This window comes from Methylomonas koyamae (assembly GCF_019669905.1).
Lineage (GTDB): Bacteria > Pseudomonadota > Gammaproteobacteria > Methylococcales > Methylomonadaceae > Methylomonas > Methylomonas koyamae.
This window is the reverse complement of sequence record NZ_AP019778.1, coordinates 124,523-150,096: the sequence shown is the minus strand read 5'-3', so window position 1 is coordinate 150,096 and position 25,574 is coordinate 124,523. Positions and strand designations below refer to the sequence as shown.

The following is a 25,574-nucleotide window of genomic DNA, read 5'->3' as shown; positions in this document are numbered from 1 at the left end:
ACTTTACAGTTTGGCGGCTAGTTTTTTGTCCAGTGTCAACAACTGGAGATCGTGTGTTTGCGCGGTTGCAGCAATAATGGCGTCAGGCAATTTGACGCGATGCAAATGCCTAAATTCGATGGTGCGTTCCTCAATAATCTGACTAACAGCGAGATAGGTCATCGGTTCCAATAATTGCCTGATAAACGTCGCTTCCACATCCGTCAAATCAGGAAAACTCAGCAACTCCATGCGCGTAATCGCACTGTAAGCGCAGCTTGGCGAATCGATACCCGCTAATTGTATCGGCTCGCGTTTGAAATTGGTCGGGCTCGCATTTAACGCCGATTTCGGCTCGAATTAACTGCAACTGAAAACTCCGCTAAGCTCGAATTAATTGCAACTGAGCTTGCATTTATCCCTTCGGGCTCGCAATTGCTATTCTCCAGCTCACTCTAACTGCAAATGAAACCAAGCTTTAAATCGGCAAACCCGCCGCCAAAAGTTGACCTCGCAGATCCGCTTCAGCTACGCACGCTGTCTCCAAATCCCTGTTATTGTAGAATTTTAGCATCTTGATCATCCTACGAATTTGATAGAAACCAAATTCCAGTCAACGCAAGGCTATAGAACTGAATGAGATAAAAGTTCATCCAGAAAATGTTCCAGATCATGACTCATTAGATTTACATCTGATTCCACCATGTCTAACATCGCGGCGCGGTCCCGTAGCTCGTTTGCGGTGTACAAACCGCCGGCACCGAAAAACAGTTCGATACGGTGTTGCTCCGCTATTGAATTAGCCTCTCCGAGGCGCCCATCGCGCTGCCAACGAGCAATCAATGTCTCCCGTAGTGATCGATGGGAAACATCGTCCGGCAACGGCCGATTCAAGAACCGCCACACTGACCGTGGAAATAATTTTGATTGCTTGGGGCCATCCCAAATTTCCTTCAATATATTGCGTTCGTGGTTGAACTCAAGGGTTAACGAATTCGATAGCGCCATAGTGCCGAATGTTGCTTCGGTAATACCGGCGATAATGCCTGCGATTGCCGACCAAGTGGCTTGTGCGCCGAGAGACAGTCCGCCGGATAATGCTCCGCCCAAACCGCTGCCGAGAAGGGAAAGTACGGTGAACTGCGTCGACTGAAACTCCTGACTGTCTTGAAGACGATCAGCGACATCTGCAGCTCGTTCTTCTTCGCAGTCGGCTTCCGCTGCAGCGCTCTTTACGGCTAGCAAGGCCTGCAATATCCGAATGGTTAGCTGTTCTCTAACTTGCAACTGTTGTATGCGCTTGTCTGATTCAGGTTGCGGATTCCTTACATCTCGCAAATGAAGTCCTTCAAATGACTTTGTAACGCCTATGATATTGGCGATATCCAACATTGCGGGAGATAACGCAGAGAGTTCCGAAATGAGTAGCGCCGTATTTTCTTCATCGTACCGTTCCGAACTGGAATTTAGTTCTTTAAACACTGATGCAGGACCGCATTTGCGTTCCACAGCGTTGGCGACCGGTGCTTCACCGGTCGATTTGGGTGCTTGACTAGCGCATCCGGAAGCCAAAACGATCGCAACGGCCAAAGTACAAGGGCCCGAAAATCGGTAGCCTTTCATGACAAGCCGGTTATTGTGGCCATTTGAATGTTATGGCATTAAAACCGGTAACTCAGGTTGGCGTTCACATTATGCGTGAGGACTATGTCGCCGCCGGCTTCCTGAATGGTTTGCCCGAGATACCCAAGGTCCACGCCGAGCCGGCGATTGAATTGGAAGCTAAATCCCGCCATTGCGCGGTTTTCACTGAACCCGGTAGCCCCGAAGCTATTGGCGTTCAGGTGGCAAAGCACCTCGTCGCTCGCGTACAAAGACAGTTTTGGATCGATGAAGACCAGGGGAAACTGGAGCGTGGCCATTTGTCGCAGGCGGATACCCATGTTGCCCGTGGTTTGGTTGACCCGCTGTTCCAGTCGGGTGCGGATTTTGGCCTTGAAAGGCGTAATCGGAACGTCGAACAGCAGGTCCTGGTAGGTCCGGCTTTCGTGGTAGGCTGTTTTGCCGAGAGAATGATGCCAATCGTGGACGTAGCCCAGCCAGACGCTGGCGTATGAATTAACGGTAAAGCCCATTTGCGCGTAGAACTGGTCTTCGTTGAGGCGCCAGGCAGCGGGGTTGTCGTCCCGCAGGCGAGTCTGATTGATCAGGATCCAGCGGAATTGATGAAACTTGGGCGAGATAGCGCGGAGACTGCCCGAGAGAGTAAGCGAACTCCAGTTACCCGCCATGTTTTCCACGGAACCGGCTTGCGCCGTCGTTCCCAACAGACATCCCGCCAGCAGGACGAGCCAGGCTGATCTGGCCGACAATCTGTGGGAACGAAGATTGTTTAGCGCTTTGCTGACGATTGCGGACATTGTTGGCATCCGTATTGTTTTGCAAAGTTCATTAATGAAGACGGAGCGAAACCGGCCGTCCCCTGGGTAAATCAAGGCAACACTTTGATCTGTTTGACCTCCAATTCTTCCGCCTCGCCGAAGTCTTTGTCGAACTCGCCGCTGATTTCTACTCGGGTTTTGGCGTCAATGGTTTGGCCGGCCGGCAACAGTTGCGGCTCGATTTCCACGCGCAATTTACCGCTGTCGTCCGCGAAGGTGTAATGTTTACCGCCGTCGTGCGATACCAATCGGCCGTGTAAGGTCGCGTATTGGTCGTCAGTGCCGGTATCCAGCAATTGCTTGACGGTCATGGCCGGCACGTTGCTTGGGCCGGCGTATTCCGCCTGTGCGGTGTGGGCAACGAAAACGAGAATAATCAAGGTCGATAAGCGTTTCATGGCGGCTTCTCCAAATAATCGATAAATGAAAGGCACGTCCCGTACCCGCGTCGGCAGGCACCGGGATCGTGGCAACCATTTGACCACGCGGCGATGAAGCGAATATGAAGCTAAACGGCGTTTCTTTCCTGCCCGGGGCTGGGAAAGTCCAGCACCGCGCTCAAGCCGCGTTGATTGAGGCCGGTCTCGAAATACAGCGTGGCGCCGTGCAGCGCGGCAATGCGCTCAACGATGGACAGCCCCAGGCCGCTTCCGCTCCGGTCGCTGCCGAGCACTCGAAAAAAACGTCCGGCCAGCTGGCTGCGCTGGGATGCTTCGACCCCCGGACCGTCGTCGCGTACCGTCAGGCGTATCCCGGCGGCAATGGACCGCGCCTCGATACGCACCCGGCAGCCCGGCGGGCAGTAACGCAGCGCGTTGTCGAGCAAATTGCGCAGCGCGATACGCAACAAATCCGCATTACCGACCAATGTCGCCACACTACACTCCACGGCCAACTCGATCTGTCCGGTTTCGGCTTGAGGTAGATGATAGCGGCGCAGTTCGTCGAGCAAATCCGGCAACGCCACGGATTCGCGCGGCACTGTCGCCGCCTGGGCGGCATCGAAACGGGCCAGGGTCAGCAGATTTTCGATCAGCGCGGTGCAGCGGTCGGTGTCGTGGTAGAGCTGGCGTAACGACGGCCGATGCTCGGGATGCTGCCGTTCCAGCAACTGGATCTTCATCCGCAGCGCGGACAACGGTGTGCGCAATTCGTGCGCGGCGTCCGCGGTGAAGCGGCGTTCGGCTTGCAGCGCATGGTCCAAACGGCCTAACACGGTATTGAGCGCATTGACGATCGGTTGCAATTCTACCGGTTGCTCAATAACCGCCACCGGCGTCAAATCTTCCGGGGTTTTGCCGGCGATGGTCAGCGCCGTTTGTTCGATCGGTCCGATCAACCGGCTGATCGCCAGCCAGATAACCGCACCGAGTAATGCCAGTAACGTCATGGCCGGCCAAATCAGATCGTCCGCCAATTCTTCGAGAATTTCGGTGCGTGCTTGCAGCGGCTGGCCGACCTGGACTTCAGCGCCGCCATCTTCGTCACGCAAGACGAATACCCGCCACGGCACGATGCCGACCCATGCTGTTCGGAATCCTTTGTGCCGATCGAAATCGGTCACGAACGGTTCATCGGGGGTCGGTCCGGTACGGCGCAATACACGGTTGTCGGCGACGAGTTGGTAATAAATGCCGGCATGGCGGCGATCGCGGTCTATCGGGCCGGTATTCGCCACTGCCGGCCCGGACACATCGGCGCCAGCCGCGCGAATCAATTGAGCGGCGTCCTCCAGGCCGTCGTCGAACACATCGTTGGTTTCGTCCCAGGCAATATTGACCATGATCGCCAAACTGACCGACCATAACAGCGCGCTGGCCCCCAGCACCGAAACCAACAATCGCCTTCTTAGCGAATAGGGCGGATGGGAAACGCGGCCGGCCTTGCCGCGCAGCCATTGCAGAAACCAACCCGTCATGGCGATTCCAGCACATAACCCAAGCCGCGCATCGTGCGAATCAGGCCGTGCCCGAGCTTTTTGCGCAGGTGGTAAATGTGTACTTCGACTGTATTACTTTCCACTTCCTCGCCCCAGCCATATAGAGCATCTTCGAGCCTATCGCGACCGACCGGCCGGCCGCCGTGCAGCATTAAGGCATGAAGGATGGCGAATTCTCGTGCGGTTAACGCGACGGTTGCCCCGTTTTGGGTAACATGCTTGCCGGCCGGGTCAAGCGTGATGCCGCCGTGGCGCAGCACGCCGGCAGCCTGCCCGGAGCCGCGCCGAATAGCAGCGCGAATGCGCGCCGATAATTCTTCCAAATCGAAAGGTTTCACCAGATAATCGTCGGCACCGAGATCGAGACCCGCAATGCGGTCCGACAAGGCGTCGCGGGCGGTAATTAACAATACCGGCATGTCGTTGCCGCTGGCCCGCAAAGCGGATAGTAAGCGGTCGCCGCTCAATGCTGGCAAGCCACGATCGAGTAATAGGCATTGGTAAGATTGTGCGCGCAATGCCGTCTCGGCATGGTCGCCGCGTTTAACCCAATCGACCGCATAGCCGTCGAGTTGCAGCCAGGATTGCAAGGTGGCGCCTAAAGACGTATCGTCTTCGGCAAGCAGGATACGCATAATCTATTGAAGGAAAGTTAAACTGGTTTTGAAAGCTCGGTTCAAGAGTTAATCGTTAAAAACGATCGCGTAATTATTGTTAACTTTTTACATCGCCATTAACAACTTTATTTTCCCGAGGCGTTCGGCAGTGTATTCTGGATCGTTAAACTTGCGCGTCGCAAGATAAACATATTTTATTTACCGAATGTAACGGCAACGATAAATGTTTATTTATTTAAAATAAAATGCAGGATCAATCAGTTTTATTGCCTACCATTATTTGGCCTTACGGTGAAACTTTAATTCGTTTGTCGCTGAGTCTGGTGTTGGGTTTGCTAATCGGGCTTGAACGAGAAAGGCGCGATAAAGAAGCCGGTCTAAGAACATTCGGACTTATTGCGCTACTCGGAGGAATAGGCGGCGCAATGGGGGAAAACTTTGCCTTATTGAGCCTTTTTCTGGTCGGGCTACTGACTTATACTCTAAACATCCAATTGTTACATACTAAACAAACTATCGAGTTAACAACTTCGGCCGCCATGTTGATCACCTGTTTCGCTGGTATTCTATGCGGGCAAGGGCATACCATTTCTCCTGCGGCAGTTATGGTTATAGTCACCGCACTTTTGGCTTTGAAAGAACCTCTAAGCGGTTTTTCGGTCGGATTAACGGAAAGCGAACTGCGTTCCGCACTACTTTTGGCGATTCTGGCTATCGTAATTTATCCAGCATTGCCACCCGGTTCAATTGGTCCCTGGAAATTGATCGATCCAAGAGCGACATGGGTTACAGTTATATTAATTTCAAGCATAGGTTTTACAAACTATGTTCTTTTAAAGATTTATGGTGCGCGAGGCACGGAAATTTCTGGTTTTTTAGGAGGATTAGTAAATAGTAATTTTACTGTCATTGAGCTTACCAGCCGCATTAAATATAACGATAGGTTGGTCGACTATGCTTATAGAAGCATATTATTGGCAACAACGGCGATGTTAGCGCGTAATGCGATGCTCTTGCTCATCTTGGCACCAAATGTTTTATTAAATAGTTGGCTGGCGTTTGTATTGATGTTTTTTACAAGCGCCGTTTTGGTTTTGATCAGCCATCGTAGTGGTAGAGTCATCGTCGAAAACGAGCCCATACAATTAACACTGGGTTTACCGTTTTCTTTATGGACTGCCTTGAAATACGGTTTTGTATTTCTAGTCATTCACATATTTGGAACACTATCCCAAAACATTTTTGGAGAAACTGGATTTTATACCGTTAGCATTATTGGCGGATTAGTGTCGAGCGCCAGTTCCGTGGCCGCTTCAGCCAATCTTGCGTCGCACGGAAGCATTTCGGCAGCGCTCGCAAGTAAGGCTTCGATATTGGCTTCGTTTGCAAGCATTGCTTTTAGTTTTTCATTTGTTCTTCAAACCAGAAATGGTTCTTTGATTAGAAAATTAGTCGCTTCTATGTTTTTTGTAGCCGTTGCGGGGCTTACAGGGATAATTATTTCAGAAAGGTTCTTACCGATATTAATCGGCTTATACGAATCAAGGATGGAATAGCAATGGAACGTTAATTGTATTTAGTTGGCCCTGAAAAAGCCTGAACTTTAAAACAAGGGTCGTCATGCTGGAAGTAAAACAAGCCCACGCGGTGAGAGCGCCCAGAAGCGATGGAGAGCTTGCCAAAATTCAGGCCAAAAAATTCTCAGCTGCCTGAGAATCAAGCGGATGTTATGGCCGGCGCCGCACAAAATGGCATGCATGGCATCGCCCAACATGCCTTTGAGGTGGTTACGGCGCAGAAGCCCGTCGTTTTTCAGGTGGCCGATAATCGGTTCGATGGCATTGCGTCGTTTCAAGGCTCGCTTCAATCGGCGCGTGTTCAGGCCGCGCTTTTGCCGGGCTTTGTAAAGCCTGACGGCGGGGATCTCAACGCCGCGATAACCCAGATCCTCAAAGGCTTCCTCGACTTTGACGCCGCACAGAATTTCCGCCTGTTCCAGGCAGGAATACAGGGTAAAAATGCGATTCCTTTTCTAAGGAAATGTCTTAGTGATAGTGATATCGCAGTGGCAGCTGTGATAGGGCTCGGAAAACTCAAAGCGGTGGAGGCCAGAAGCGACATCGAACAGTTTATCAACCATCCTAATAATTGGTTTCGTCAGCAAGTTAAAACCGCTTTAACAAAAATTGATAGCGCGAAAGAGGCCTGATTTGATTCCGCATTGACCCAGTTTCTCATAGCTAATTAAAGAACAGTTTGTGGTAATCTTACTAAGCACCGGTATGGATTAACTGTCCCAATAGACCTTTTGCTTATCAACTGATTATGCCACTGGCCAGGTGGAGCATGGCCAGATAAGACGCGGCCCGTTTTTCCCAGCGGGTCAGCATCTTACCATGGGGACGGGTAGGCGCCGTATAACCGAATGCCTCCATCAGCTCACGCATTTCGTCGTAGTCATAACCTTTGTCCAGGTACAGTCCCTGTGGCTGTGCCGGCGTCGATTCTGGACGCGGGTTGACAATGGCCTCCAAAGTCCCTCGCGTCAACTACCTTGAAAAACACCACTTGCCTTGTTTCAGAACTTTTCGTGGGCGCGAAAAATATCGTTTCTTTTGAGTATACCCGTATGCGTCAATCCAATGAGACAATTTATCTGTCTCAATAGGGTTGTTTTGTTATTTTTGATATGGTACTGTCTTAGCCTCTATAAGGCTAATGAGACACTACCGGTTTATGGCGCTCTACGGGTACGCTCGCGTTTCCAGCAACGATCAGGATTTCACTTTACAAGAACTGGCGCTTCGCGCCGCCGGCTGCGAAGTCATTCGGGCGGAGAAAGCCACCGGCACCAGTCGAACGGGACGGACAGAGCTTCAAGTTTTACTGGATTTCCTGCGGTGCGGCGATACCTTGGTCGTCACGCGCATTGACCGGCTCGCGCGTAGCATCAAAGACCTTCAAGACATCGTTTTTACGCTGAAGGCGCAAGGCGTCACCTTGAAAGCCACCGAGCAACCGATCGATACCCGCACGGCGGCCGGGAAAGCGTTTTTGGACATGCTGGGCGTATTCGCCGAATTTGAAACCAACCTGCGCCGCGAGCGGCAGATTGAAGGCATTGCCGCCGCAAAATCACGCGGTGTTTATCGAGGCCGTAAGCCCTCGATTGATACCGCCGAAATCAAGCGCCTTCGCCACGATGAAAAACTGGGGGCGACCGAGATCGCGCGGCGGCTGGGCATCGGCCGCGCGACGGTGTATCGCGCACTGGCGAGCGGTGGACAGGAAACGTAAGGTTATTCCGGTCGATTCCCTGCTGCAATTACGGCAGCGGCTTGACCGCTTGCCGCCCAAAAGTCCGGAACGCGCTACCCAAATCGCGGCGGTCGCCGATTTGTATGGCATTTCGACCACGACCGTCTACCGGGCATTAAACGACTTCCGCAAACCTCACGCCGCGCATCGCGCCGATTACGGCAAATCCCGCTTGCTGCCGGCGGCCGACTTGGAGCGTTACTGCGAACTGATTGCGGCGCTGAAACTGCGGACCACCAACAAACAAGGCCGGCATCTATCCACCCAGCAAGCCATTCGGCTCTTGGAAGACCATGGCGTGGAAACCGCCCAAGGGCTGGTCAAAACGCCAAAAGGCTTATTGAAGCGAGCCACGATCAACCGCTATCTGTCGACTTATCATCTGGATCATCCGCGCTTGTTGCGCGAACCGCCCGCCGTGCGTTTCCAGGCCGAATTTAGCAATGACTGCTGGCAATTCGATCTGTCGCCTTCCGACCTCAAGCATATCGATAAGCCGGAATGGATAGATCCGGCCAAAGGCCAACCCACCTTGATGCTGTTCAGCGTGGTCGATGATCGTAGCGGCGTTTGTTATCAGGAATACCGCTGTGTATATGGTGAAGATGCCGAATCGGCCTTGCGTTTTCTGTTCAATGCCATGGCTGCTAAAGCCGATGCCGGCTTTCCCTTTCAAGGACGCCCTAAGATGATTTACCTGGATAACGGCCCGGTCGCCAAGAGTCTGGTGTTCCAGAATGTGATGCTGGCCCTGGGCGTCGAATGGCAAACCCATCTGCCCGCCGGCAAGGACGGAACGCGTACCACCGCCCGATCAAAGGGCAAAGTCGAGCGGCCCTTCAGAACCGTCAAAGAAGCTCACGAAACCCTGTACCATTTTCATAAGCCGGAGACCGAAAAACAAGCCAATGAATGGTTACTGCGCTATCTGCTTCGTTACAACGATCAGAATCACCGCACCGAGAAACATTCCCGCTTGACGGACTGGCTGACACATTTGCCGGCGGAAGGTCTACGTGAAATGTGCAGCTGGGAGCAATTCTGTCGTTTCGCGCGGGAACCCGAAACCCGCAAAGTCGGTGTCGATGCCCGGATCAATATATCCGGCACGACGTATGAAGTGGAGCCCGATATGGCGGGCGAGACCGTCATCTTATTGTGGGGGCTGTTCGACGACGAAATGGTTGTCGAGTTCGAAGGCGAAAAGTTCGGGCCTTACTATCCGGTATCCGGCCCCATCCCGCTCCATCGGTACCGCGCCTTCAAGCGGGGTAAAACCGCAGCGCGCGCCGAGCGTATTCGCGCCTTGGCCGATCAGCTGGCGTTACCGATATCGGCGCTGTCCGGCGACGACATCCGTTTGAAGCCGACAGCGACGACGGTAGAACTGCCGAAACAACCTTTCGAGCCCCCAGTGCAGGAATACCAGTTTCCCAATGCAATCGCCGCCAAGCTGGCTATTGCAGACGATCTGGCTATGCCACTAGCCAAGCTTTCGCCATCCGAGCGAGCGGCGATCGATCAGATTCTGGCCGAAACCCTGACGCGTAGCGTAGTGTTGTCGCGTGTGCATAGCTACTTTCGTGAACAACAAGCAGGAGAAGGACATGCGGGTTGAAGTGATGCAATATTTTGGGCTGACACAGCCGCTCAGCCAAACCGGCTATTTCGAGACAGAACAGCATAAACAGTTGCTCAAGGACATCAAGGGGGCCATCCAGGAAGGCAAGCTCATCGCGGTCTGCGGCGTGGTGGGCAGCGGCAAGACCGTCACCATGCGACGCTTACAACAGCAGTTGAAGGACGAAAACAAAATCACCGTCTCGAAATCGCTGAGTGTCGAAAAGCACAGCGTCAAATTGAGCACGTTGATTGCCGCCTTATTTTACGATCTGGCCACCGACAAGAAAGTGCAAATACCGAAAGGCGAACAGCGGGAGCGGGCATTGCGAGAACTCGTGCGCAAGAAGGCTATTTTTGCCCATCCCCTCGAAAAGGTAAAAATTAGCAACACCTAATATTAAGCATCGCTATAACCCTCAACAGACTTTCGCCAAAAATCAGGGTCGTTATATCGTGCGGCCAACGCCTCGATGTCAACCTTGGCATTTTCTTCCGTAAATTCAAACTTACCGATCAGATTCACATTTTGCCAGGCGACGGGCGACGTGCCTTTGATGATCTCGATAGCATCCTGGTCGCCGGCAGCCAGTTTTTGCTCATACACCCGTGACAAGATTAGCGTGTTGTAGTGGATGATGGCGTTGGCAATCAGCCGGGAACAATCGTTCCAGATTTGTTGCTCCGCTTCGGTTTTTACCCGGAATTTACCGCCATTGACATAGGAAATCGCTCGTCGCATACGATGATACGCCTCGCCGCGATTAAGCGCCTTCTGAATGCGCTGCCTGAGTATTGGGTCATCGATGAAATCAAGAATATGAAGTGACCGATAAATATTGTCCAATTCCCATAGGGCCTTCTTGGTCTGGTTTTGCCGCTTATAACTGGCGAGCTTACGCACGATGGTTGCTTGAGTCACGTCCTTTTGTGCCAGCGAAGCCAGAATGCGCTGGATATTCGGCCACTCCTTGCAGATTAAGGTATCAAAGACTTTACGCGATGGTTTAAACAGGATATCGCCATAACGGCTTGGGTGCTGGAATCCAACCAGGCTATCGATCTTTTTATGCAGGTCGCGATAACGTGGCGAAAATTGGTAGCCGAAGACGCGCAAGATAAAGAAATTCACTTGATTGGTGCCATGTGTGTCCGTCGAATGCCTTTCCGGCTTGATCTCCGTGGTATTGTTGTACAGGATGTCGAACACGAAATGTGATTCGTGTTCGTGCGCACCGATAATCTTGGCATTAATCGGGACATGATTCATGGCCAAGGTAATGGCGTTTACGCCTTTCTTTAGCGCAAAAAACTTGCTGGAGTGTCGGGCATTGACCGTGTCGATCTGCGTGACTATATGCTGGCCATCACTGCTAGAATGCTTCTGTTGGTGGATGTCGTACGCTTGGAAAACAGGCAACGCCGCCGTAGCGTTGGAAATGGCGTCATTCGCCGCATGTAGCGTTTCCGCTCGCAGAAAATTGCGAGCCGTCGTCAGCAACGCAGAATAACTAAGCCCCGAGACTTCCGCCATTTTCCATAAACCCATATTAGTGCCCATAGCAACGATACACGCCAGAATGAGCTTGGGATCAGTATCTTGTTTGACGTAGCGCTCCAAAACGTGGGCAAATGACTTCAAGTATCCTGTTCTTTCAGCGACGAACCAAAGCAGGTCGGCCACGCCGATACTCGGCAATTGAGCATAGAAAGGGCTGTTGGTTAATTCTTCTTCGGAGGGATAAACCAACGCCCAGCGAAGTTTGTCCCCGCTACCGGTGATTTTGATATGTTTATTGTCGCCGCTTTCAATATGCTGGTTCACGGACTTGTACTTGGCTTCCAATTCCTGCTTGAGCGCGGCTAACGTATCCTGAATCGGTGTCAACAGAATCGGTGCGCCGATTTCTTGCAATATCGCGTCTTTATCCTTATTCCAGCGCTCGGCGTTGATCAGGTCGTCATCAAAGCTGCGGAATTCGTTGCTATCCCGAACAAATACGTCACAGGCTTCAAGCGCCTTCCGTAGCTCGCGGTATACCAGGAACTCATAGCGGTCAACCTCCAGGGTTTTCTTTTTTTGTTCTTCCGCCCTGGTATACAAATACCGCTGCACATTCTTGCCGATGATTCCGGTCGGAAAGTTGGCCGGATTCATCTGTCGTGGTGTCTTGCCCTGGCGCAGCAGCTCCTGTAGAAATAGGATAGATTCCAGCAGGGGTTCATCCGACACCAAGCAAACGAAATCGAGGTTACAGAACAAATGCCGTAAATTGAGCTTGAATTTATGCCGCAGCGTACCGTAATACGACCATTCAAAAGCGGTTTTATCGAATGCGATGTTACGCATAAAATCCGATACGACTGGAAAGCTCTCGATGTTGAGTAGCTCGAAAGCCTTTTCCTTGATGGCCGCAAACGGTGTTTCGTCAGGGATTGAATCGTCGATGAACAGTTCCAGAACTTGGCCTGCCGCCTGTAGATTCGCGCCGGCCTCGTCGATGGCTTGCTGCATGGCTTCATCGGCGGCAAGTTTGGCTTGTTTCTCGTATTGGCCAATCAGACAAATCAACGCTTCGATCAAATTATCGTTAATTTGCCGAAAGCGATGAAAGGCGAAACACAGCAAATACAGGCGTGTCGTGGGTTCCGCCATGCGCCGAAGCTTATAGACGGAGTAGAATGGAACCAATGAGGCATAGTATTTTATGCTCTCATTGGACAGGCCGGCAGTACCCAGAAAGCTTTGCCCAAATTCATACAGCGGCTGGAAAAATTTGCGGCGGTCAACCTCCTGGCGTAACTCGCGGTAACTGAAATCCTTAGGCTCGTGCTTGAGAAGGCTGATGCGGTACATGCCTTCCTCAGACTCAAGCAAGGCTTCGAGTTGCTTGTCGACATCCGGCGTCATGGCTTTTTCCAGTAAGCCCGTAATCCGCCGTCGTTCGCCAGTCACAACCCGGCTCACCATGTCTTGTAGATAGGTGTAGCCTGGAGCAATTAAGCGTTGGTTTGTCAGGTATTGTAAGGTTTCGCGTAGGATGTAAATCGGCTGTGTTGACAGCATGGCGACCCGCTGCGCTTTCAGTTCCAGTGCCGCCTTGGCTTCGCCGTCGCATAGGTGATAGTCGAATAACTGGAGGATGATCTGTTGCTGTTCGAGTCGGGTCGGCTTGGATAGGGTTTTGATCTTATCTAATGCCTGGTCGGGGAAATACCGCTGGAGAATATAGTGTAGGTCGTCGAGCACACTCTCCCGCTCGTAAACAAAAAACTGTTGCTTGGCCTTGAAATACCCGATTTGAAGGATTAAATGGACTGCCGATGAGCGGGCATAAACGGCGTCGACGGCTTTCTGTTCAACCGCGCTTAAATCGAAGAAGAGACTGCGGTCGTCATCGCTGAAACGAGGCAAACCGTAAAGATCATCGATTTCACTTTTCGTCAGGATAGACAGGCGGCGCGAATTGACGTTCATTCGGCACCGCTTTTCGGCGAGTGCAGAAAGTACACTTTTTGCACTCCACCTTCACCCATCCTTTCCAATTTCAATTCCTTAAATTTTTAGTGCAGAAACCTTTGCCAAAATCATAATGCATTTAACCCTACTCTGTGCTAACTTTTTGCACCATGCAAACCAATACGACGACGCCATTTCATCGAATCGGCTATGCCCGAGTCAGCAGTACCGGCCAAAATCTGGATTCTCAGATTGATGCGTTGCAAAAAGCCGGGTGCGGCAAAATATTTTCCGACAAGATGACCGGCTCGCATATGGATCGGCCCGGCTGGGATCAGCTTTTAGAATATGCTCGCCCTGGCGATACCCTGGTCGTCAGCGAATTAAGTCGCATGACGCGTTCTTTGATGGATCTACTGACCACGGCAAAGGTACTGGAACAGCGGCAAATTAACTTAGTGTCATTGCGCGAAAATATCGACACCACCACGGCGACTGGCCGTTGTTTCTTGTCGATGATGGGCGCTATTCACCAAATGGAACGGGAACTTCGCGCAGAGCGGGCGGCGGCCGGCCGTTCATCTGCTAAAGCGCGTGGCAAAACGGGCGGAAGACCTAAAACTGACCCAGAAAAATTGGAGAATGCCAGAATCCTCTACGAAAATTCGGATAAAACCGCCGCCGAGGTTTGTGAGATTACCGGCGTTGGGAGACGAAAATTCTTCTCCTACGTGGCAGAGAAACGGAATGGTTCTGCTAAAACCTAAAATTGCATTGAGCTGTTGATTCAAACGAAAAAACCGAGTTAGCGCCTAAGATAAGGCGCTAATGATTCTGTATGCCCTGTCTGGCCGGCAACACCTGACCCCAAGGCGACATTCAGCCTCAAACTAGTTGATAGTCTGATTACGGATACAAACCAAACATTCAAACAACTCGGTAAATTCTAAAAGCCAAAGTCATAAAGGGGCCGCGCTAAGTTCTTTTGCTTGGTTTTGAAAGGTATCAAAAGATTTTGCCGATTTACCGGCACCGTCAAACTGGACGGAGGAACTCCGGGACAAGGCATCAATGGTCGCGTAATTTCCACCGATTTTTCGGGCAAGAGATTTCCGAAAAGTCTTTCGCAACAACAGCGACTCTCCGGATACTCGAATCCATTATATCTGCCACAGATCGACTCAATAGCCAGCCTGCCGAACCATATCGGCCATTTCCCGATTCGCCGTCTCGGCCTTTTGATACAACTCGATCACTTCCTGGCTATGAGCCTTGAGGTCGTCAGCATGGCGACCGTACAAATAGCGCCGTGACTCGAAGCTATCGACGAAAGTTTGATGCTCGGCAATTTTTGCCTTTAGCTCGACCGCTTCGTCTTCAAAATGTTTGATCAGTGCCGAATGCTGAACGGCCAGATGGGGTTCCGAACGCTCGGTCAAGGTAGTACACCCCACCAATAGGCTCAAAGAGGTGATTAACAGTATCGGGATTATGGGTTGCATGCGTGTTCTCCAAAAGGGTTCAAAAAATGCGGTTCTAATCAATCGCGAGATTGCGAGGGCGCAGCAGTCGCAAACCGTTGGCAACGACCAGCAGCGAGGCGCCCGTGTCGGCGGCAATGGCTTCCCATAAGGTCGCCAAACCGGCAAAAGCGAGCACGGCAAAAGCCGCCTTGATCGTCAGCGCAAAGGTTATATTCTGCCGAATGATCAAGAGCGTTCTTTTGGAATGAACAATCAGCCAAGGCAACTTGGACAGATCGTCTCCCATTAAGGCAATATCCGCTATTTCTATCGCCGCATCCGAACCCAATACCCCCATGGCAATGCCCAGATTAGCCCGACCCAGCGCCGGGGCATCATTGACGCCGTCGCCGATCATCGCCACTTGTCGGTATTTCCCGACCATTTGGCCGACGATCTCCACTTTATCGACCGGCAACAATTCGGCATGAATTTCGTCAATACCGATTTGGGCCGCGATATTGTTGGCCGTCACCTGATTATCGCCGGTCAACATCACCAAGTGCTCGATCCCCGTTTGTCTGAGGCGTTGCAAAATCGATTTGATTTGCGCGCGAGGTTGATCGGCGACGGCAATCAGGCCGCAAATGTGCCGCTCGCTGCCAATGGCAATAACGGTTTGCCCGGACTGTTCAAGGGCAATTGCTTTTGCACTGATTTCCGGAATTTCCTGGCTACGTTCCAATAGATAACGACGCGAGCCCAGCCAGTAATCGGTTCCATTAAATAGCCCGGTTACGCCTTTACCGGGCAGAACCGTCACGTTGTCCGCACTGGCGACACTGATGCCCCGGTTTTCCGTGTATTGCAGAATGGCTTTTGCCAGCGGATGATTGCTGCGTGCTTCCAATGCGGCCGCACGGCTTAACAGTTCCGCTTCGCTATGACCATTGAACGGGTAAACACCGGTGACGATCGGCTCGCCGCGAGTCAGCGTACCGGTTTTATCAAAGGCGATCGCATTAAGATGGGCCGGCGTTTCGATATAAATCCCGCCTTTAATCAGAATACCTTGCCGTGCCGCACTCGCTAATGCAGCAACAATACTGACCGGCGTCGAAATGACCAATGCACAAGGGCAAGCAATCACCAATAACACTAAGGCTCGGTATAGCCATTCGCTCCAGACGCCCGCTAAAAACAACGGCGGAATGACCCAGACGGCCAACGCCAAGCTCATCACCACCGGCGTATAAATACGTGCAAATTTTTCCACCCATTGTTCGGCTTCCGCTCGCTTGCCATGCGCTTCTCCAACCAGACGCGTGATTTGTGCCAGCGTGGTATCCGTGGCGAGCTTGGTAGAGCGGATTTCCAGGGTTCCTTCGCCATTGATACTGCCGGCAAACACTTCATCGCCCACTTGCTTGGCAACCGGAATACTTTCTCCGGTAATCGGTGCCTGATTGACTGAACTAAAACCCGCAATCACCTCGCCATCCAACGGTATTTTATCGCCGGGCGCGAGAATGAAATGGGTGCCGATACTGACTTCCGCGACGGGTGCCAAGCGTTCCTGTCCGCTTTCATCCTTGACCCTGACCGTCGATGGCGCTAAATCCAGCAATGCTTCTACCGCATGACGGGCACGGCCAATGCTCCAGCTTTCAATCGCCAAGGACAGGGCAAACAGGAAACTCACGGTAGCCGCTTCGAACCACTCATTAATGAACATGGCGCCGATGACGGCAACCGTCATCAGTAAATTCATATCGGCACGCAATCGTTTCAACGCATAAAACGCTTTAACAACCACATGCCGCCCACCGAAAATCACCGCCAAGCCGAACGCGATTTTTTCAGGCAACGGTATAGCCTGCTGGGTATGTGCGTTCAATAAGCTGGTGAGGTATTCGGTGATAACCTCCCAGCGTACGAACCAGGTTTCGGGGTGGCTGAGAAACGTTTGCGCATCACTAAACCCACCGGCAATGGCGATATGAATCACCATACCAGCAATAATAAACAAACCGCTCAACACGGTATAAGTGGTCTTCGAACGGTGCAGTTTCTTGACATCGGTATCGGTCTGACCGGGTTGCCAACGTGAGGCCTTCATGCCTGTTTTGGCAACGGCTTTAATGATAGTTTTTTCCGTTACAGGCTCCGCATCAGATAACAGCGTCATTCGCCCATTTAAGATATCAAACGCCAGCTTGTCGCTGCCACCCACTAGCGGGCCTATCGCACTTTTTAGAGTCGCGACTTCTTCTGCGCAATCCAGACCCTCGATCTTGAACGTCATGCCACTTGGGGCGTTTGTTTCCGCCGGCTGAGTGGTAACCGGCTTATCGCCAGGGCAACAGCAGGATTTCTGTGTTTGATTGCAGTTACTCATGCTTCAATTCCTCTTTAAAAGCCATCGGCGAATCGTCAGGCGCCTCGGCAGTAGCGGGTTCGTCCTGACGATGGGCGAACCAATACAAAATCGGTAATACCAACAACGTCAACATCGTTGACGAGAGAATGCCACCAATGACGACGGTAGCCAGTGGGCGTTGGACTTCGGCGCCTGTACCTGTAGCAATCGCCATCGGCACAAAACCGAACGATGCGACCAATGCCGTCATCAGCACAGGTCGCAATCGGGTCAATGCGCCTTCAAAAATGGCTTTTTCCAGAGACAAACCGTCCTCGCGCAAATTGCGGATGAAGGCGATCATTACCAAACCGTTTAAGACTGCCACGCCGGATAAAGCAATAAAGCCAACGGCGGCTGAAATTGATAATGGGATGTCCCGCAGCCATAAGGCAACCAACCCACCGGTCAGCGCGAAGGGAATGCCGCTGAATACCAGTAGGCCGTCTTTTGCGTTACCGAACATCATGAACAACAAGGTAAACACCAACAATAACGCCACAGGCACCACGATTTCCAGGCGTTGCGTCGCGGATTGCAGTTGTTCGAATTGTCCGCCCCAACTGGTCCAGTAACCGGCAGGGATTTTGACTTGCAGGAGTTTTTGTTGCGCCTCGGCGACGAATGAACCCAAATCGCGTCCACGCACATTGGCGCTGACGACAATACGGCGCTTGCCATTTTCGCGGCTGATTTGGTTGGGCCCCGGCGCCAATTCCAGCGTGGCGACTTCCGCGAGTGGGATGAACGCGGCTTTTTCACTCACACCCGCCGAGCGCGGCAACGAAATCGGCAAGCGTTGGATGGTATCCAGGTCGTTACGCAAATGTTCCGGTAAACGGACGATGATGTCGAAGCGTCGATCGCCCTGAAACAGCATCCCCGCCTCTTTACCACCCATCGCAATGGCGACGGTATCCTGAACATCGCCGATATTGAGGCCGTAACGCGTCGTTTTTTCCCGATCGATATTGACCGTTAGCATCGGCAAACCGGTGGTCTGCTCCACTTTGACTTCCGACGCACCGGGAATTTTCTTCAACACTTCGGCGATATCCGTCCCAGTGGTATTCAGTACCGCCATGTCGTCACCAAAGATTTTGACCGCCACATCACTGCGTACCCCGGAAATCAATTCATTGAAGCGCAACTGGATCGGTTGGGAAAATTCATAAATGTTGCCCGGCAGTTGATTGGCCGTTTTTTGAATGGCCGCCAATAATTCATCACGCGATTTTTTCGGCTCAGGCCATTGGTCCTGCGGTTTGAGCATGATGTAGCCGTCCGAAATATTGGGCGGCATCGGATCAGAAGCGATTTCCGCCGTGCCGCTTCGGGCAAATACGCGATCAATCTCAGGAAAATGCCGTTTCAAGTCGTTTTCAATTTGCTGTTGCATCGCCACTGACTGCGACAGACTGGTACCCGGCACCCGCATTGCCTGAATTGCCAAGTCGCCTTCATTGAGACTGGGTACGAACTCGCTGCCCATTCTGGTTAATAATAAGCCGGACAAGACAATCGTGATGGCTGCGAACGCGACCACCACCGGCTTGTTCGCCATCACATCGTTTAATACCGGCGCATAAAAACGCTTGGCGGATTGCATGATTACGTTTTCTTTCTCGTCGACTTTTTGTCCGATGAACAAGGCCACCGCTGCCGGAATGAAACTGATCGATAGCAACATTGCCCCCAACAGCGCAATCACCACCGTAAACGCCATCGGATGAAACATCTTGCCTTCGACACCAGTTAGCGCAAAGATCGGCAGATATACCACCATGATGATCAATTGTCCGAACAGCAGCGCCCGGCGCGCTTCCTTGGATGCGGCAAATACCTCGTCAAAGCGTTCTTGCCGGGTGAGTGGTCGGCCATGATGGCTTTGCGCATGGGCGAGTCGGCGCACGCAGTTTTCGACGATCACCACGGCACCGTCGATGATGATGCCGAAATCCAAGGCCCCAAGACTCATCAGATTGGCACTGACGTGATAACTCACCATGCCGGTAAAGGTGAACAGCATGGCCAAAGGAATGACCAACGCGGTGATGATAGCGGCACGGATGTTGCCCAAGAACAGAAACAAGATGACGATCACCAGGACCGCACCTTCGGTCAGGTTTTTCTTCACCGTATTGATCGCCTTATCGACCAACACCGTCCGATCATAGACCGTCACGGCCTTTACCCCAGGCGGCAGCGTCCGATTGATTTCCTGCATTTTTTGGTCGGCGGCTTGCGAGACGCTGCGGCTGTTTTCGCCGATCAACATGAACACCGTACCCAGCACCACTTCATGACCATTCTCCGTCGCCGCCCCAGTACGTAGCTCCCGACCGATGTCAACCTCACCAATGTCGCGAATACGAATGGGCACCCCATCGACATTGCCGAGAATGATGCTACGGATGTCTTCGATGGAATGAACCTGGCCGGGCGCACGGATCAAATACTGCTCACCGTGTTTTTCGATATATCCGGCACCGACGTTGCCGTTATTTTTCTCCAGGGCCGTGACGACATCGCCCAGCGTCAAGCCGTATGACGCCAATTTTTCAGGGATGGCGGCAACCTGGAACTGCTTGGCATAACCGCCAATCGAATTGATTTCGGTGACGCCTCGCACGGTGCGTAGTTGCGGTTTGATAATCCAGTCCTGAATCTCGCGTAAATCGGTAGCGGTATAGGCGTTGCCATCGGCTTTTTTAGCGCCTTCCTCGGCTTCGACGGTCCACAGATAAATTTCACCCAGCCCGGTTGAAATCGGCCCCATCGCCGGCATCACGCCTGCGGGCAAGCGGTCCTTGGCTTCCTGTAGCCTTTGATTGACCAACTGCCGGGCAAAATAGACATCGGTGCCGTCTTCAAATATGACCGTGATTTGCGAGAGTCCGTAGCGTGATAATGATCGGGTTTGTTCCAGATGCGGCAAGCCCGCCATCACGGTTTCGAGCGGATAAGTAACCCGTTGCTCGACTTCCAGCGGCGAATAACCGGACGCCGTGGTGTTGATTTGGACTTGTACATTGGTAATGTCGGGCACCGCATCGATCGGCAGTACCCGGTAGTTGTAGATGCCGGCCGCCGCCATCGCCACGACGGCAATGAGGGTCAGCCAGCGCTGTTCGATAGCCAGACGTATGATGCGCTCAAACATGGTCAGCCACTCCCGAATCCGCCAATAATAAAATTATCCGATCAGTGTTCATGCGACGCTCCCGCCTTGCCTTGTTCCGACTTTAGGACGAAGCTGCCATCGACGGCGACTTGTGCCCCCGGCTTTAATCCTTTGACGATTTCCACCGCTTGGCCATCGGAAAGTCCCGTCTCGACGGGTTGGCCGATGAAACCACCTGGAATTTTGACGAACACGGTGGGTTCATTGTTGATCGATTGGACGGCTTCTGCGGCAACGGCTACCGACACATTCGCTTCGCTGGCCACCATGTCGACCGTGATGAACAGGCCGGGACGCCAGGCCATTTGAGGATTGGCCAACGTGACTCTGGCCTTGGCGGTACGGGTTTGCTCACCCATCAACGCCCCGACATAAGACACCGTGCCGCTTGCTACTGAATCGAGCGCCGTGGCTTTGATGGTGACCGGTTCACCGATACGTACCACGTTCAAATCCTTGGCCGAGACGATCATTTCCGCCCAAACCGAAGACAAATCACTGATGGTAAAGATACTGCTGTCTTCCTTAACCGCCTCGCCGATGGAAATGTGTTTGTCGACGACGATGCCCTCGAACGGTGCGCGAATTTCATAACGGCTCAACTCACCTTGGACATCCGGTTTCGCGCCTAAAACCCGTAATTTCTGCTGGGCGTTATGCAGGGCAATTTCCGCTTCGCTCAAGGTTTGGCGGGCCTGCTGGTAATCCTGTTGGGCGGAAATCTTAGCTTCCCACAGATGTTTTTCCCGGTCAAAAGTCGCTTTTGCCAACTCCAGTCGTTTTTGTGCGCTGTAGAGTTCGCTGCGCTGTTCGGAGAGACTGGCACTGCCAATCACCGCCAGCAGGTCGCCTTTTTTGACATGCTGCCCCAGATTGGCGGGAATGCCTTCGGCAATACCGGCGACACGTGGCACCACATGCGAAGTGCGATCTTCGTTGAAGCGAATTTCACCTGGCAAGGTGATGCGTTTTTGGATGCGTGCGGGCCCGGCTGTTTGTAACTGGATACCCGCTTCTTCGATTTGCGGGTCGGTCAGGACGATTTTTCCTTCATCCTTAGCAAAATCAAATTGGGCAGTGCTCTTATCGCTCCGTACCATAATGGACGTATCGAAGACGTGAGGTTCTTCGATGGTTTGCTGGCTCTGCAAAAAATCCTGATTAGCCTCGAAATCGATCGTTTGCGATTCGCCGTCGGGACGGTTCAAGGTCATGGTTAATTCACCGACTTGTGGCGGCAATAACCGGTCGTTTTCGTACCGATAAATCTGAAAATGCGGTTCACCGCTTTTTTCCGATAACAAAATCTCTAGTGCGATCGGCCCATTCGTCAGTAGCTGCCCGCCATGAGAACCGAGGTTTTCAGCGGGCTGTTGATGTTCACTTTCGCCTTCCGCTTCGCCGACAACGGGGCGTTCCAAACTTAATATCAAAATGGCCAAAACGAGGCCTACGGCAAACATGCCTAAAATCATCCAGAGTTGTTTTTTGTTCATGATTCGCGCTCTTCTTTTATGGGGCCTTAGGCGATGGGTTGGGACTGCCGCCGATCAAACGTTCAACGTCGGCCAGCGCCTTGTGGTATTCGGCTTCGGCCTGTAAGTGCTGGTGTTGGGTGCTGAACAATGTACGTTGGGCATCGAGCATATCGAGGAAGCCGAATTTTCCCAGGCGATAACCTTCGCTGGCTGCGTTGTATGTGGTTTGGGCATTGGGCAGAATGTCTTGATGCAGCGCATTGACTTCGGCATACGCCGCGGCCAAGCGTTGATAGGCGGTGTTTAAGGCAGTCTGGATGCGGACTTCGGCGCTCCGTCGTTCATCTTCTGCCTTATTCAAGCGTTGTTGTACCTCTTCGATTCGGCCTTGATTGCGATCGAATACCGGTATCGGCAGGCTAAAACCCACCAGCAAGGCATAATCATTGGGCATCAGGTATTTGCTGGCACCCACCGTTGCGGTTAAATCGGGAATCGCTTTGCTTTTTTCAACGTCGACCAACGCTTGGCGCTGGGTAATCTCCGTTGCCCAACGCGCGAGGTCGGGATTGTCGCTAAGCCGCTGTAGCAGGCTATCCAAACTGGGTGGTGGTTCAAGGGTTTCCAGATTGCCGCTCACCTGTTCAAAATGGGGTGAGTTACTGCCCCATGTCGCCGCCAAACGCTTCTTGGCCGCTTCCAGTTCGCGCAAGGTCCTTTGGAATTCAATTTGCGCCGAAGATAACGCGATTTTGGCTTTGCTTTCTTCGACGGGCGACACTTTACCGGCTTGCACCCGTGCCGCCGTGCTGTCGTAGGTTTGCTGGGCCAAGGCCTGCATTTGTTGGGTCAGTGCCAAGCGCTGTTGGCTGATGAGCACATCGATAAACCCTTGCGTCACCAATGTCAAGATGTCGGCCCGTTTGGCTTCATAATCCCAAGCGGCCAATTGCTTGGTGAGATCGGCTGCCGTCGTCCGTGCCGCGCGCTTCCCGCCCAGTTCGATCAACTGGCTGAGTTGCAATGTAACGGCATCGCCGTCAAAACCGCGAATTACGCTATTGCCGAAATTGGCTGCATTGGCACCAAAAACAGGATTCGGCACTAAGCTCGCTTGCAGACTGGCAGCCTCTTGCGCGCGAATTTCCGACGAATAAGCGGACAATTCGGGATTTTTAAGCAAGGCAATCGCGAGTGCCTGGGGCAAGATTAGCGTGCCCATAGGCTCTTCCGGCACACTGTCGATCGCTAGAGTATTAAGCGGTTGCTTAAGATTTAAGGGTTCATCCGCCGCGTTGGCAACAATCGCCAGACCCGACAAGAAAAATAACAAAACGACACGACTGCTGAGTCGCGTTTTGATTGCAAACATGGAAATCTCTCTTCATAAAAAATACAAAGCAAAGCCCGCAGCACCAAACTGCAAGGACGTTGGGTTTATGAAGAGACGGCTAATTAAGTAGAACGATGCTACGTAGCGCGAGGTGCCCTGAATCGACAAAATGCCGATGGCGACGATAACGTAAGCGGAAAGTAGGCGGGCAAAGGTATGAAAGAATGAATAGGATAGCGCCAAGGGCCAATACCCAATCATTCAAGAAGTGTTTCGAGAAATCCTTGATGGGATCAATGTTACAAATCTGCTCGGCATTGGGATAGGCAATATCCGTGCAATGGGATTTTCCCATCGCCATTTGCCCGGTTTCGTCAACCGAGTGCTTTACGTTATGGCTGAATTCATGATCGTGATGGTGGTTAGCCGATTCCATGGCAACATGACCGTCCTCGCCAAAACACCAGACTTCACCCGAATACAGAGCGGGATTCAGGCCGAAATGGCTGAGAACTGTCAGAATCAGGACGAGCGATACCCGGATATGTAAACGACGAGAAAAAATCATGGTCAAAATGATAACCGACTATTGGCCTAGGTCAATGTTTTATAAGACCAGGTGCTCCGTAAAGATAAAGCCTTAGTAGGTGTGCGAGCAGCAGTTACCTGGATTGGATTCGACGTTCCAGTAGCCGCTTTGGCGATCGGATGAACGACCGAAGTCTGGCCGGGTGTTGACCGTCAGCAGGCTCAAGAAAGCCAATAATCGAATTATATTAGATGCTAACGTAAGTTTTCGAGCTGTTGGATTTTCAATCCCAAGATCAGGCCGGATCGGCATGTAGATGAATGCCTAACGCCTTCGTTACCTTGAGGATCGTATCGAAACTGGGGATGTGCTCGCCGTCCAGGGATCGATACAGGCTTTCGCGGGAAAGCCCAGTATCTCGGGCAATCTGCGACATGCCGCGTGCACGGGCAATATCGCCAAGTGCCTTGGCTATGAAGGCCGCATCGCCATCGGCCTCCTCAATGCAGGCATCCAGATAGGCCGCCATTTCTTCGGTGGTTCTCAAGTGCTCGGCGACATCGTAGCGGCTGATGATAGTTTTTGTCATTGCGGTTATCCTAGAGGTTACGGGCCAGACCTTGGGCGGTTTTAATATCGGCATCCTGAGTGCTTTTATCGCCACCAGCCAACAAAATGACGATTTCGTTGCCGCGTTGCGTGAAATACACCCGATAACCGGGGCCATAGTCGATTCGCATTTCTAATACACCTTCCCCAACCGACTTAACGTCACCCGGATTGCCAGCAACCAGACGTTCGACCCTGGCCAAAACTCTTGCGCGAGCACGAATATCGCGAAGATCGTCCAGCCATCGGGCATAAACATTGGTTTTCTTTATATCGACCATGATTTAAGTGTAGCCGATGGGCTACGTTTGTCAATAGACAGACTGACAGGCGCTTGCGTACTCGGGCAAACGTAAGGGCTCGTGTTGAAATGGGTAATAGCGGGAGTGAATTATGTGCCAGATAACATGGTGGAAATAGGCTATGTGCATACTAGCCTATTAGATATTGCTAATTTTTACCTTTTCGAGGGGATGGGCAAAAATAGCCAAGAACAAGCGGCCGGTGGCTTTATTCATCGACGAGGCGCACGATCTGAACGGCCACACCTTGATCGGTTTGAAGCGGCTAATGGAAGTGATCGAGGACGGCGATGGCCGCTTGTCCGTGGTACTGTCAGGCCACCCCAAATTACGCAACGACTTGCGGCGACCGACGATGGAAGAGATTGGCTTCCGCACCGATGTGTTCAACCTGGATGGCATCGCCGGCAGCCAGCGCGAATACATTCATTGGCTGCTGAAATCCTGTACGAAAAACGAGACGGCGGTTGAATCGATCCTGACAGCGGAGGCCATCGATCAGTTGGCCGCACGCTTGCGGACGCCGTTGCAAATCCAACTGCATCTGGCTTTGGCCTTGGAAGCGGGCTACCAAACCGGCGAAACGCCTATATCGGCCGACTTGATTGATTCGGTATTATCCCGTCAACTGGACGACCTGGAGCCGACATTGGCTCGTCACGGCTACCGCATCAAAGACCTGGTTGAACAATTCGACGTCAAGCCGGCCGAAATCAAGTCGCTATTCAGCAATAACTTAGACGCTACGCGCGCAGCGGAACTGCGTAGCCAATTTTTGGCAGCAGGCTTGCCGATTTAAAGCTTGGTTTCATTTGCAGTTAAAGTGAGCTGGAGAATAGCAAATGCGAGCCCGAAGGAATAAATGCAAGCTCAGTTGCAATTA

General features: G+C 52.3%; 21 protein-coding genes and 3 pseudogenes. 7 read left to right on the top strand and 17 right to left on the bottom strand.

What is annotated here, in order from left to right:
• Window positions 1–3: 3 nt before the first annotated feature.
• From MKFW12EY_RS22455 to MKFW12EY_RS22430, 6 genes are all read right to left on the bottom strand, one after another.
• Window positions 4–270: a type II toxin-antitoxin system VapC family toxin gene (locus MKFW12EY_RS22455; protein WP_256360346.1), complete on the bottom strand. Its 267-nt coding sequence runs from the start codon at window positions 268–270 to the stop codon at window positions 4–6.
• A gap of 333 nt (window positions 271–603) precedes the next feature.
• Complete coding sequence (locus tag MKFW12EY_RS22450) at window positions 604–1,602, bottom strand: hypothetical protein (protein ID WP_157199146.1); 999 nt, start codon at window positions 1,600–1,602, stop codon at window positions 604–606.
• Between the two features lie 38 nt (window positions 1,603–1,640).
• Window positions 1,641–2,399 (bottom strand): DUF2490 domain-containing protein, encoded by a 759-nt coding sequence (locus tag MKFW12EY_RS22445; RefSeq protein ID WP_054758469.1) that lies wholly within the window; start codon window positions 2,397–2,399, stop codon window positions 1,641–1,643.
• Between the two features lie 71 nt (window positions 2,400–2,470).
• Window positions 2,471–2,818 carry a YgiW/YdeI family stress tolerance OB fold protein gene (locus MKFW12EY_RS22440; protein ID WP_054758438.1) on the bottom strand — a complete coding sequence of 116 codons (348 nt, stop codon included), beginning with the start codon at window positions 2,816–2,818 and terminating at the stop codon, window positions 2,471–2,473.
• Window positions 2,819–2,928: 110 nt separating this feature from the next.
• Window positions 2,929–4,338, bottom strand: a complete 1,410-nt coding sequence (locus MKFW12EY_RS22435) for an ATP-binding protein (protein WP_221054652.1) — start codon at window positions 4,336–4,338, stop codon at window positions 2,929–2,931.
• Window positions 4,335–4,994, bottom strand: a complete 660-nt coding sequence (locus MKFW12EY_RS22430) for a response regulator (RefSeq protein WP_054758440.1) — start codon at window positions 4,992–4,994, stop codon at window positions 4,335–4,337. Before MKFW12EY_RS22430 ends, MKFW12EY_RS22435 begins: the two co-directional genes overlap by 4 nt.
• A gap of 227 nt (window positions 4,995–5,221) precedes the next feature.
• Between MKFW12EY_RS22430 and MKFW12EY_RS22425 the strand changes: the two genes are divergently transcribed.
• A complete protein-coding gene (locus MKFW12EY_RS22425; protein ID WP_054758442.1) occupies window positions 5,222–6,532 on the top strand; it encodes an MgtC/SapB family protein in 1,311 nt (436 codons plus the stop codon).
• Window positions 6,533–6,594: 62 nt separating this feature from the next.
• Here the strand turns inward: MKFW12EY_RS22425 and MKFW12EY_RS23390 are convergent, their stop codons facing one another.
• Window positions 6,595–6,831 carry a hypothetical protein gene (locus MKFW12EY_RS23390; RefSeq protein WP_483414318.1) on the bottom strand — a complete coding sequence of 79 codons (237 nt, stop codon included), beginning with the start codon at window positions 6,829–6,831 and terminating at the stop codon, window positions 6,595–6,597.
• 36 nt (window positions 6,832–6,867) lie between these two features.
• On the opposite strand from MKFW12EY_RS23390, the gene MKFW12EY_RS23385 reads away from it, so the two are divergent.
• Complete coding sequence (locus MKFW12EY_RS23385) at window positions 6,868–7,185, top strand: HEAT repeat domain-containing protein (RefSeq protein WP_483414317.1); 318 nt, start codon at window positions 6,868–6,870, stop codon at window positions 7,183–7,185.
• A 106-nt stretch (window positions 7,186–7,291) separates the two neighbouring features.
• On the opposite strand, the pseudogene MKFW12EY_RS23115 reads toward MKFW12EY_RS23385, so the two are convergent.
• A pseudogene (locus tag MKFW12EY_RS23115) lies at window positions 7,292–7,525 on the bottom strand (IS5/IS1182 family transposase); the annotation flags it as partial.
• A gap of 187 nt (window positions 7,526–7,712) precedes the next feature.
• Here MKFW12EY_RS23115 and MKFW12EY_RS22415 point away from each other — a divergent pair.
• From MKFW12EY_RS22415 to MKFW12EY_RS22405, 3 genes and pseudogenes are all read left to right on the top strand, one after another.
• On the top strand, window positions 7,713–8,273 hold the full coding sequence (locus MKFW12EY_RS22415; protein WP_054758448.1) for a recombinase family protein: 561 nt from the start codon (window positions 7,713–7,715) through the stop codon (window positions 8,271–8,273).
• A 4-nt stretch (window positions 8,274–8,277) separates the two neighbouring features.
• Window positions 8,278–9,912: an IS481 family transposase gene (locus MKFW12EY_RS22410; protein ID WP_245006540.1), complete on the top strand. Its 1,635-nt coding sequence runs from the start codon at window positions 8,278–8,280 to the stop codon at window positions 9,910–9,912.
• Window positions 9,902–10,261, top strand: a pseudogene (locus MKFW12EY_RS22405) (AAA family ATPase); the annotation flags it as partial. The gene MKFW12EY_RS22410 and the pseudogene MKFW12EY_RS22405, both read left to right, overlap by 11 nt.
• A 53-nt stretch (window positions 10,262–10,314) precedes the next feature.
• On the opposite strand, the gene MKFW12EY_RS22400 reads toward MKFW12EY_RS22405, so the two are convergent.
• On the bottom strand, window positions 10,315–13,392 hold the full coding sequence (locus tag MKFW12EY_RS22400) for a Tn3 family transposase (protein WP_221054650.1): 3,078 nt from the start codon (window positions 13,390–13,392) through the stop codon (window positions 10,315–10,317).
• Window positions 13,393–13,544: 152 nt separating this feature from the next.
• Here MKFW12EY_RS22400 and MKFW12EY_RS22395 point away from each other — a divergent pair, with 152 nt between their 5' ends.
• Window positions 13,545–14,141 carry a recombinase family protein gene (locus MKFW12EY_RS22395; protein ID WP_054758449.1) on the top strand — a complete coding sequence of 199 codons (597 nt, stop codon included), beginning with the start codon at window positions 13,545–13,547 and terminating at the stop codon, window positions 14,139–14,141.
• 414 nt (window positions 14,142–14,555) lie between these two features.
• Here the strand turns inward: MKFW12EY_RS22395 and MKFW12EY_RS22390 are convergent, their stop codons facing one another.
• The 8 genes from MKFW12EY_RS22390 to MKFW12EY_RS22355 all read right to left on the bottom strand — a co-directional run bounded on the left by MKFW12EY_RS22390 (window position 14,556) and on the right by MKFW12EY_RS22355 (window position 24,670).
• Window positions 14,556–14,876, bottom strand: a complete 321-nt coding sequence (locus MKFW12EY_RS22390) for a hypothetical protein (RefSeq protein ID WP_054758451.1) — start codon at window positions 14,874–14,876, stop codon at window positions 14,556–14,558.
• 34 nt (window positions 14,877–14,910) lie between these two features.
• A complete protein-coding gene (locus MKFW12EY_RS22385; RefSeq protein ID WP_082409597.1) occupies window positions 14,911–17,235 on the bottom strand; it encodes a heavy metal translocating P-type ATPase in 2,325 nt (774 codons plus the stop codon).
• Window positions 17,228–20,419, bottom strand: coding sequence for a CusA/CzcA family heavy metal efflux RND transporter (locus MKFW12EY_RS22380; protein WP_221054649.1), 3,192 nt, complete (start codon window positions 20,417–20,419; stop codon window positions 17,228–17,230). Before MKFW12EY_RS22380 ends, MKFW12EY_RS22385 begins: the two co-directional genes overlap by 8 nt.
• A gap of 41 nt (window positions 20,420–20,460) precedes the next feature.
• On the bottom strand, window positions 20,461–21,936 hold the full coding sequence (locus MKFW12EY_RS22375; protein ID WP_054758455.1) for an efflux RND transporter periplasmic adaptor subunit: 1,476 nt from the start codon (window positions 21,934–21,936) through the stop codon (window positions 20,461–20,463).
• 16 nt (window positions 21,937–21,952) lie between these two features.
• Window positions 21,953–23,140 (bottom strand): TolC family protein, encoded by a 1,188-nt coding sequence (locus MKFW12EY_RS22370; RefSeq protein WP_245006530.1) that lies wholly within the window; start codon window positions 23,138–23,140, stop codon window positions 21,953–21,955.
• A 229-nt stretch (window positions 23,141–23,369) separates the two neighbouring features.
• The gene (locus MKFW12EY_RS22365; RefSeq protein ID WP_157199147.1) at window positions 23,370–23,825 is read right to left on the bottom strand and encodes a hypothetical protein; all 456 of its coding nucleotides are present in this window, start codon (window positions 23,823–23,825) and stop codon (window positions 23,370–23,372) included.
• A 250-nt stretch (window positions 23,826–24,075) separates the two neighbouring features.
• A complete protein-coding gene (locus MKFW12EY_RS22360; protein WP_221054647.1) occupies window positions 24,076–24,369 on the bottom strand; it encodes an addiction module antidote protein in 294 nt (97 codons plus the stop codon).
• Window positions 24,370–24,379: 10 nt separating this feature from the next.
• The gene (locus MKFW12EY_RS22355; RefSeq protein WP_054758459.1) at window positions 24,380–24,670 is read right to left on the bottom strand and encodes a type II toxin-antitoxin system RelE/ParE family toxin; all 291 of its coding nucleotides are present in this window, start codon (window positions 24,668–24,670) and stop codon (window positions 24,380–24,382) included.
• Window positions 24,671–24,872: 202 nt separating this feature from the next.
• On the opposite strand from MKFW12EY_RS22355, the pseudogene MKFW12EY_RS22350 reads away from it, so the two are divergent.
• Window positions 24,873–25,490 (top strand): annotated as a pseudogene (locus tag MKFW12EY_RS22350) (ExeA family protein); the annotation flags it as partial.
• Window positions 25,491–25,574: the final 84 nt, after the last annotated feature.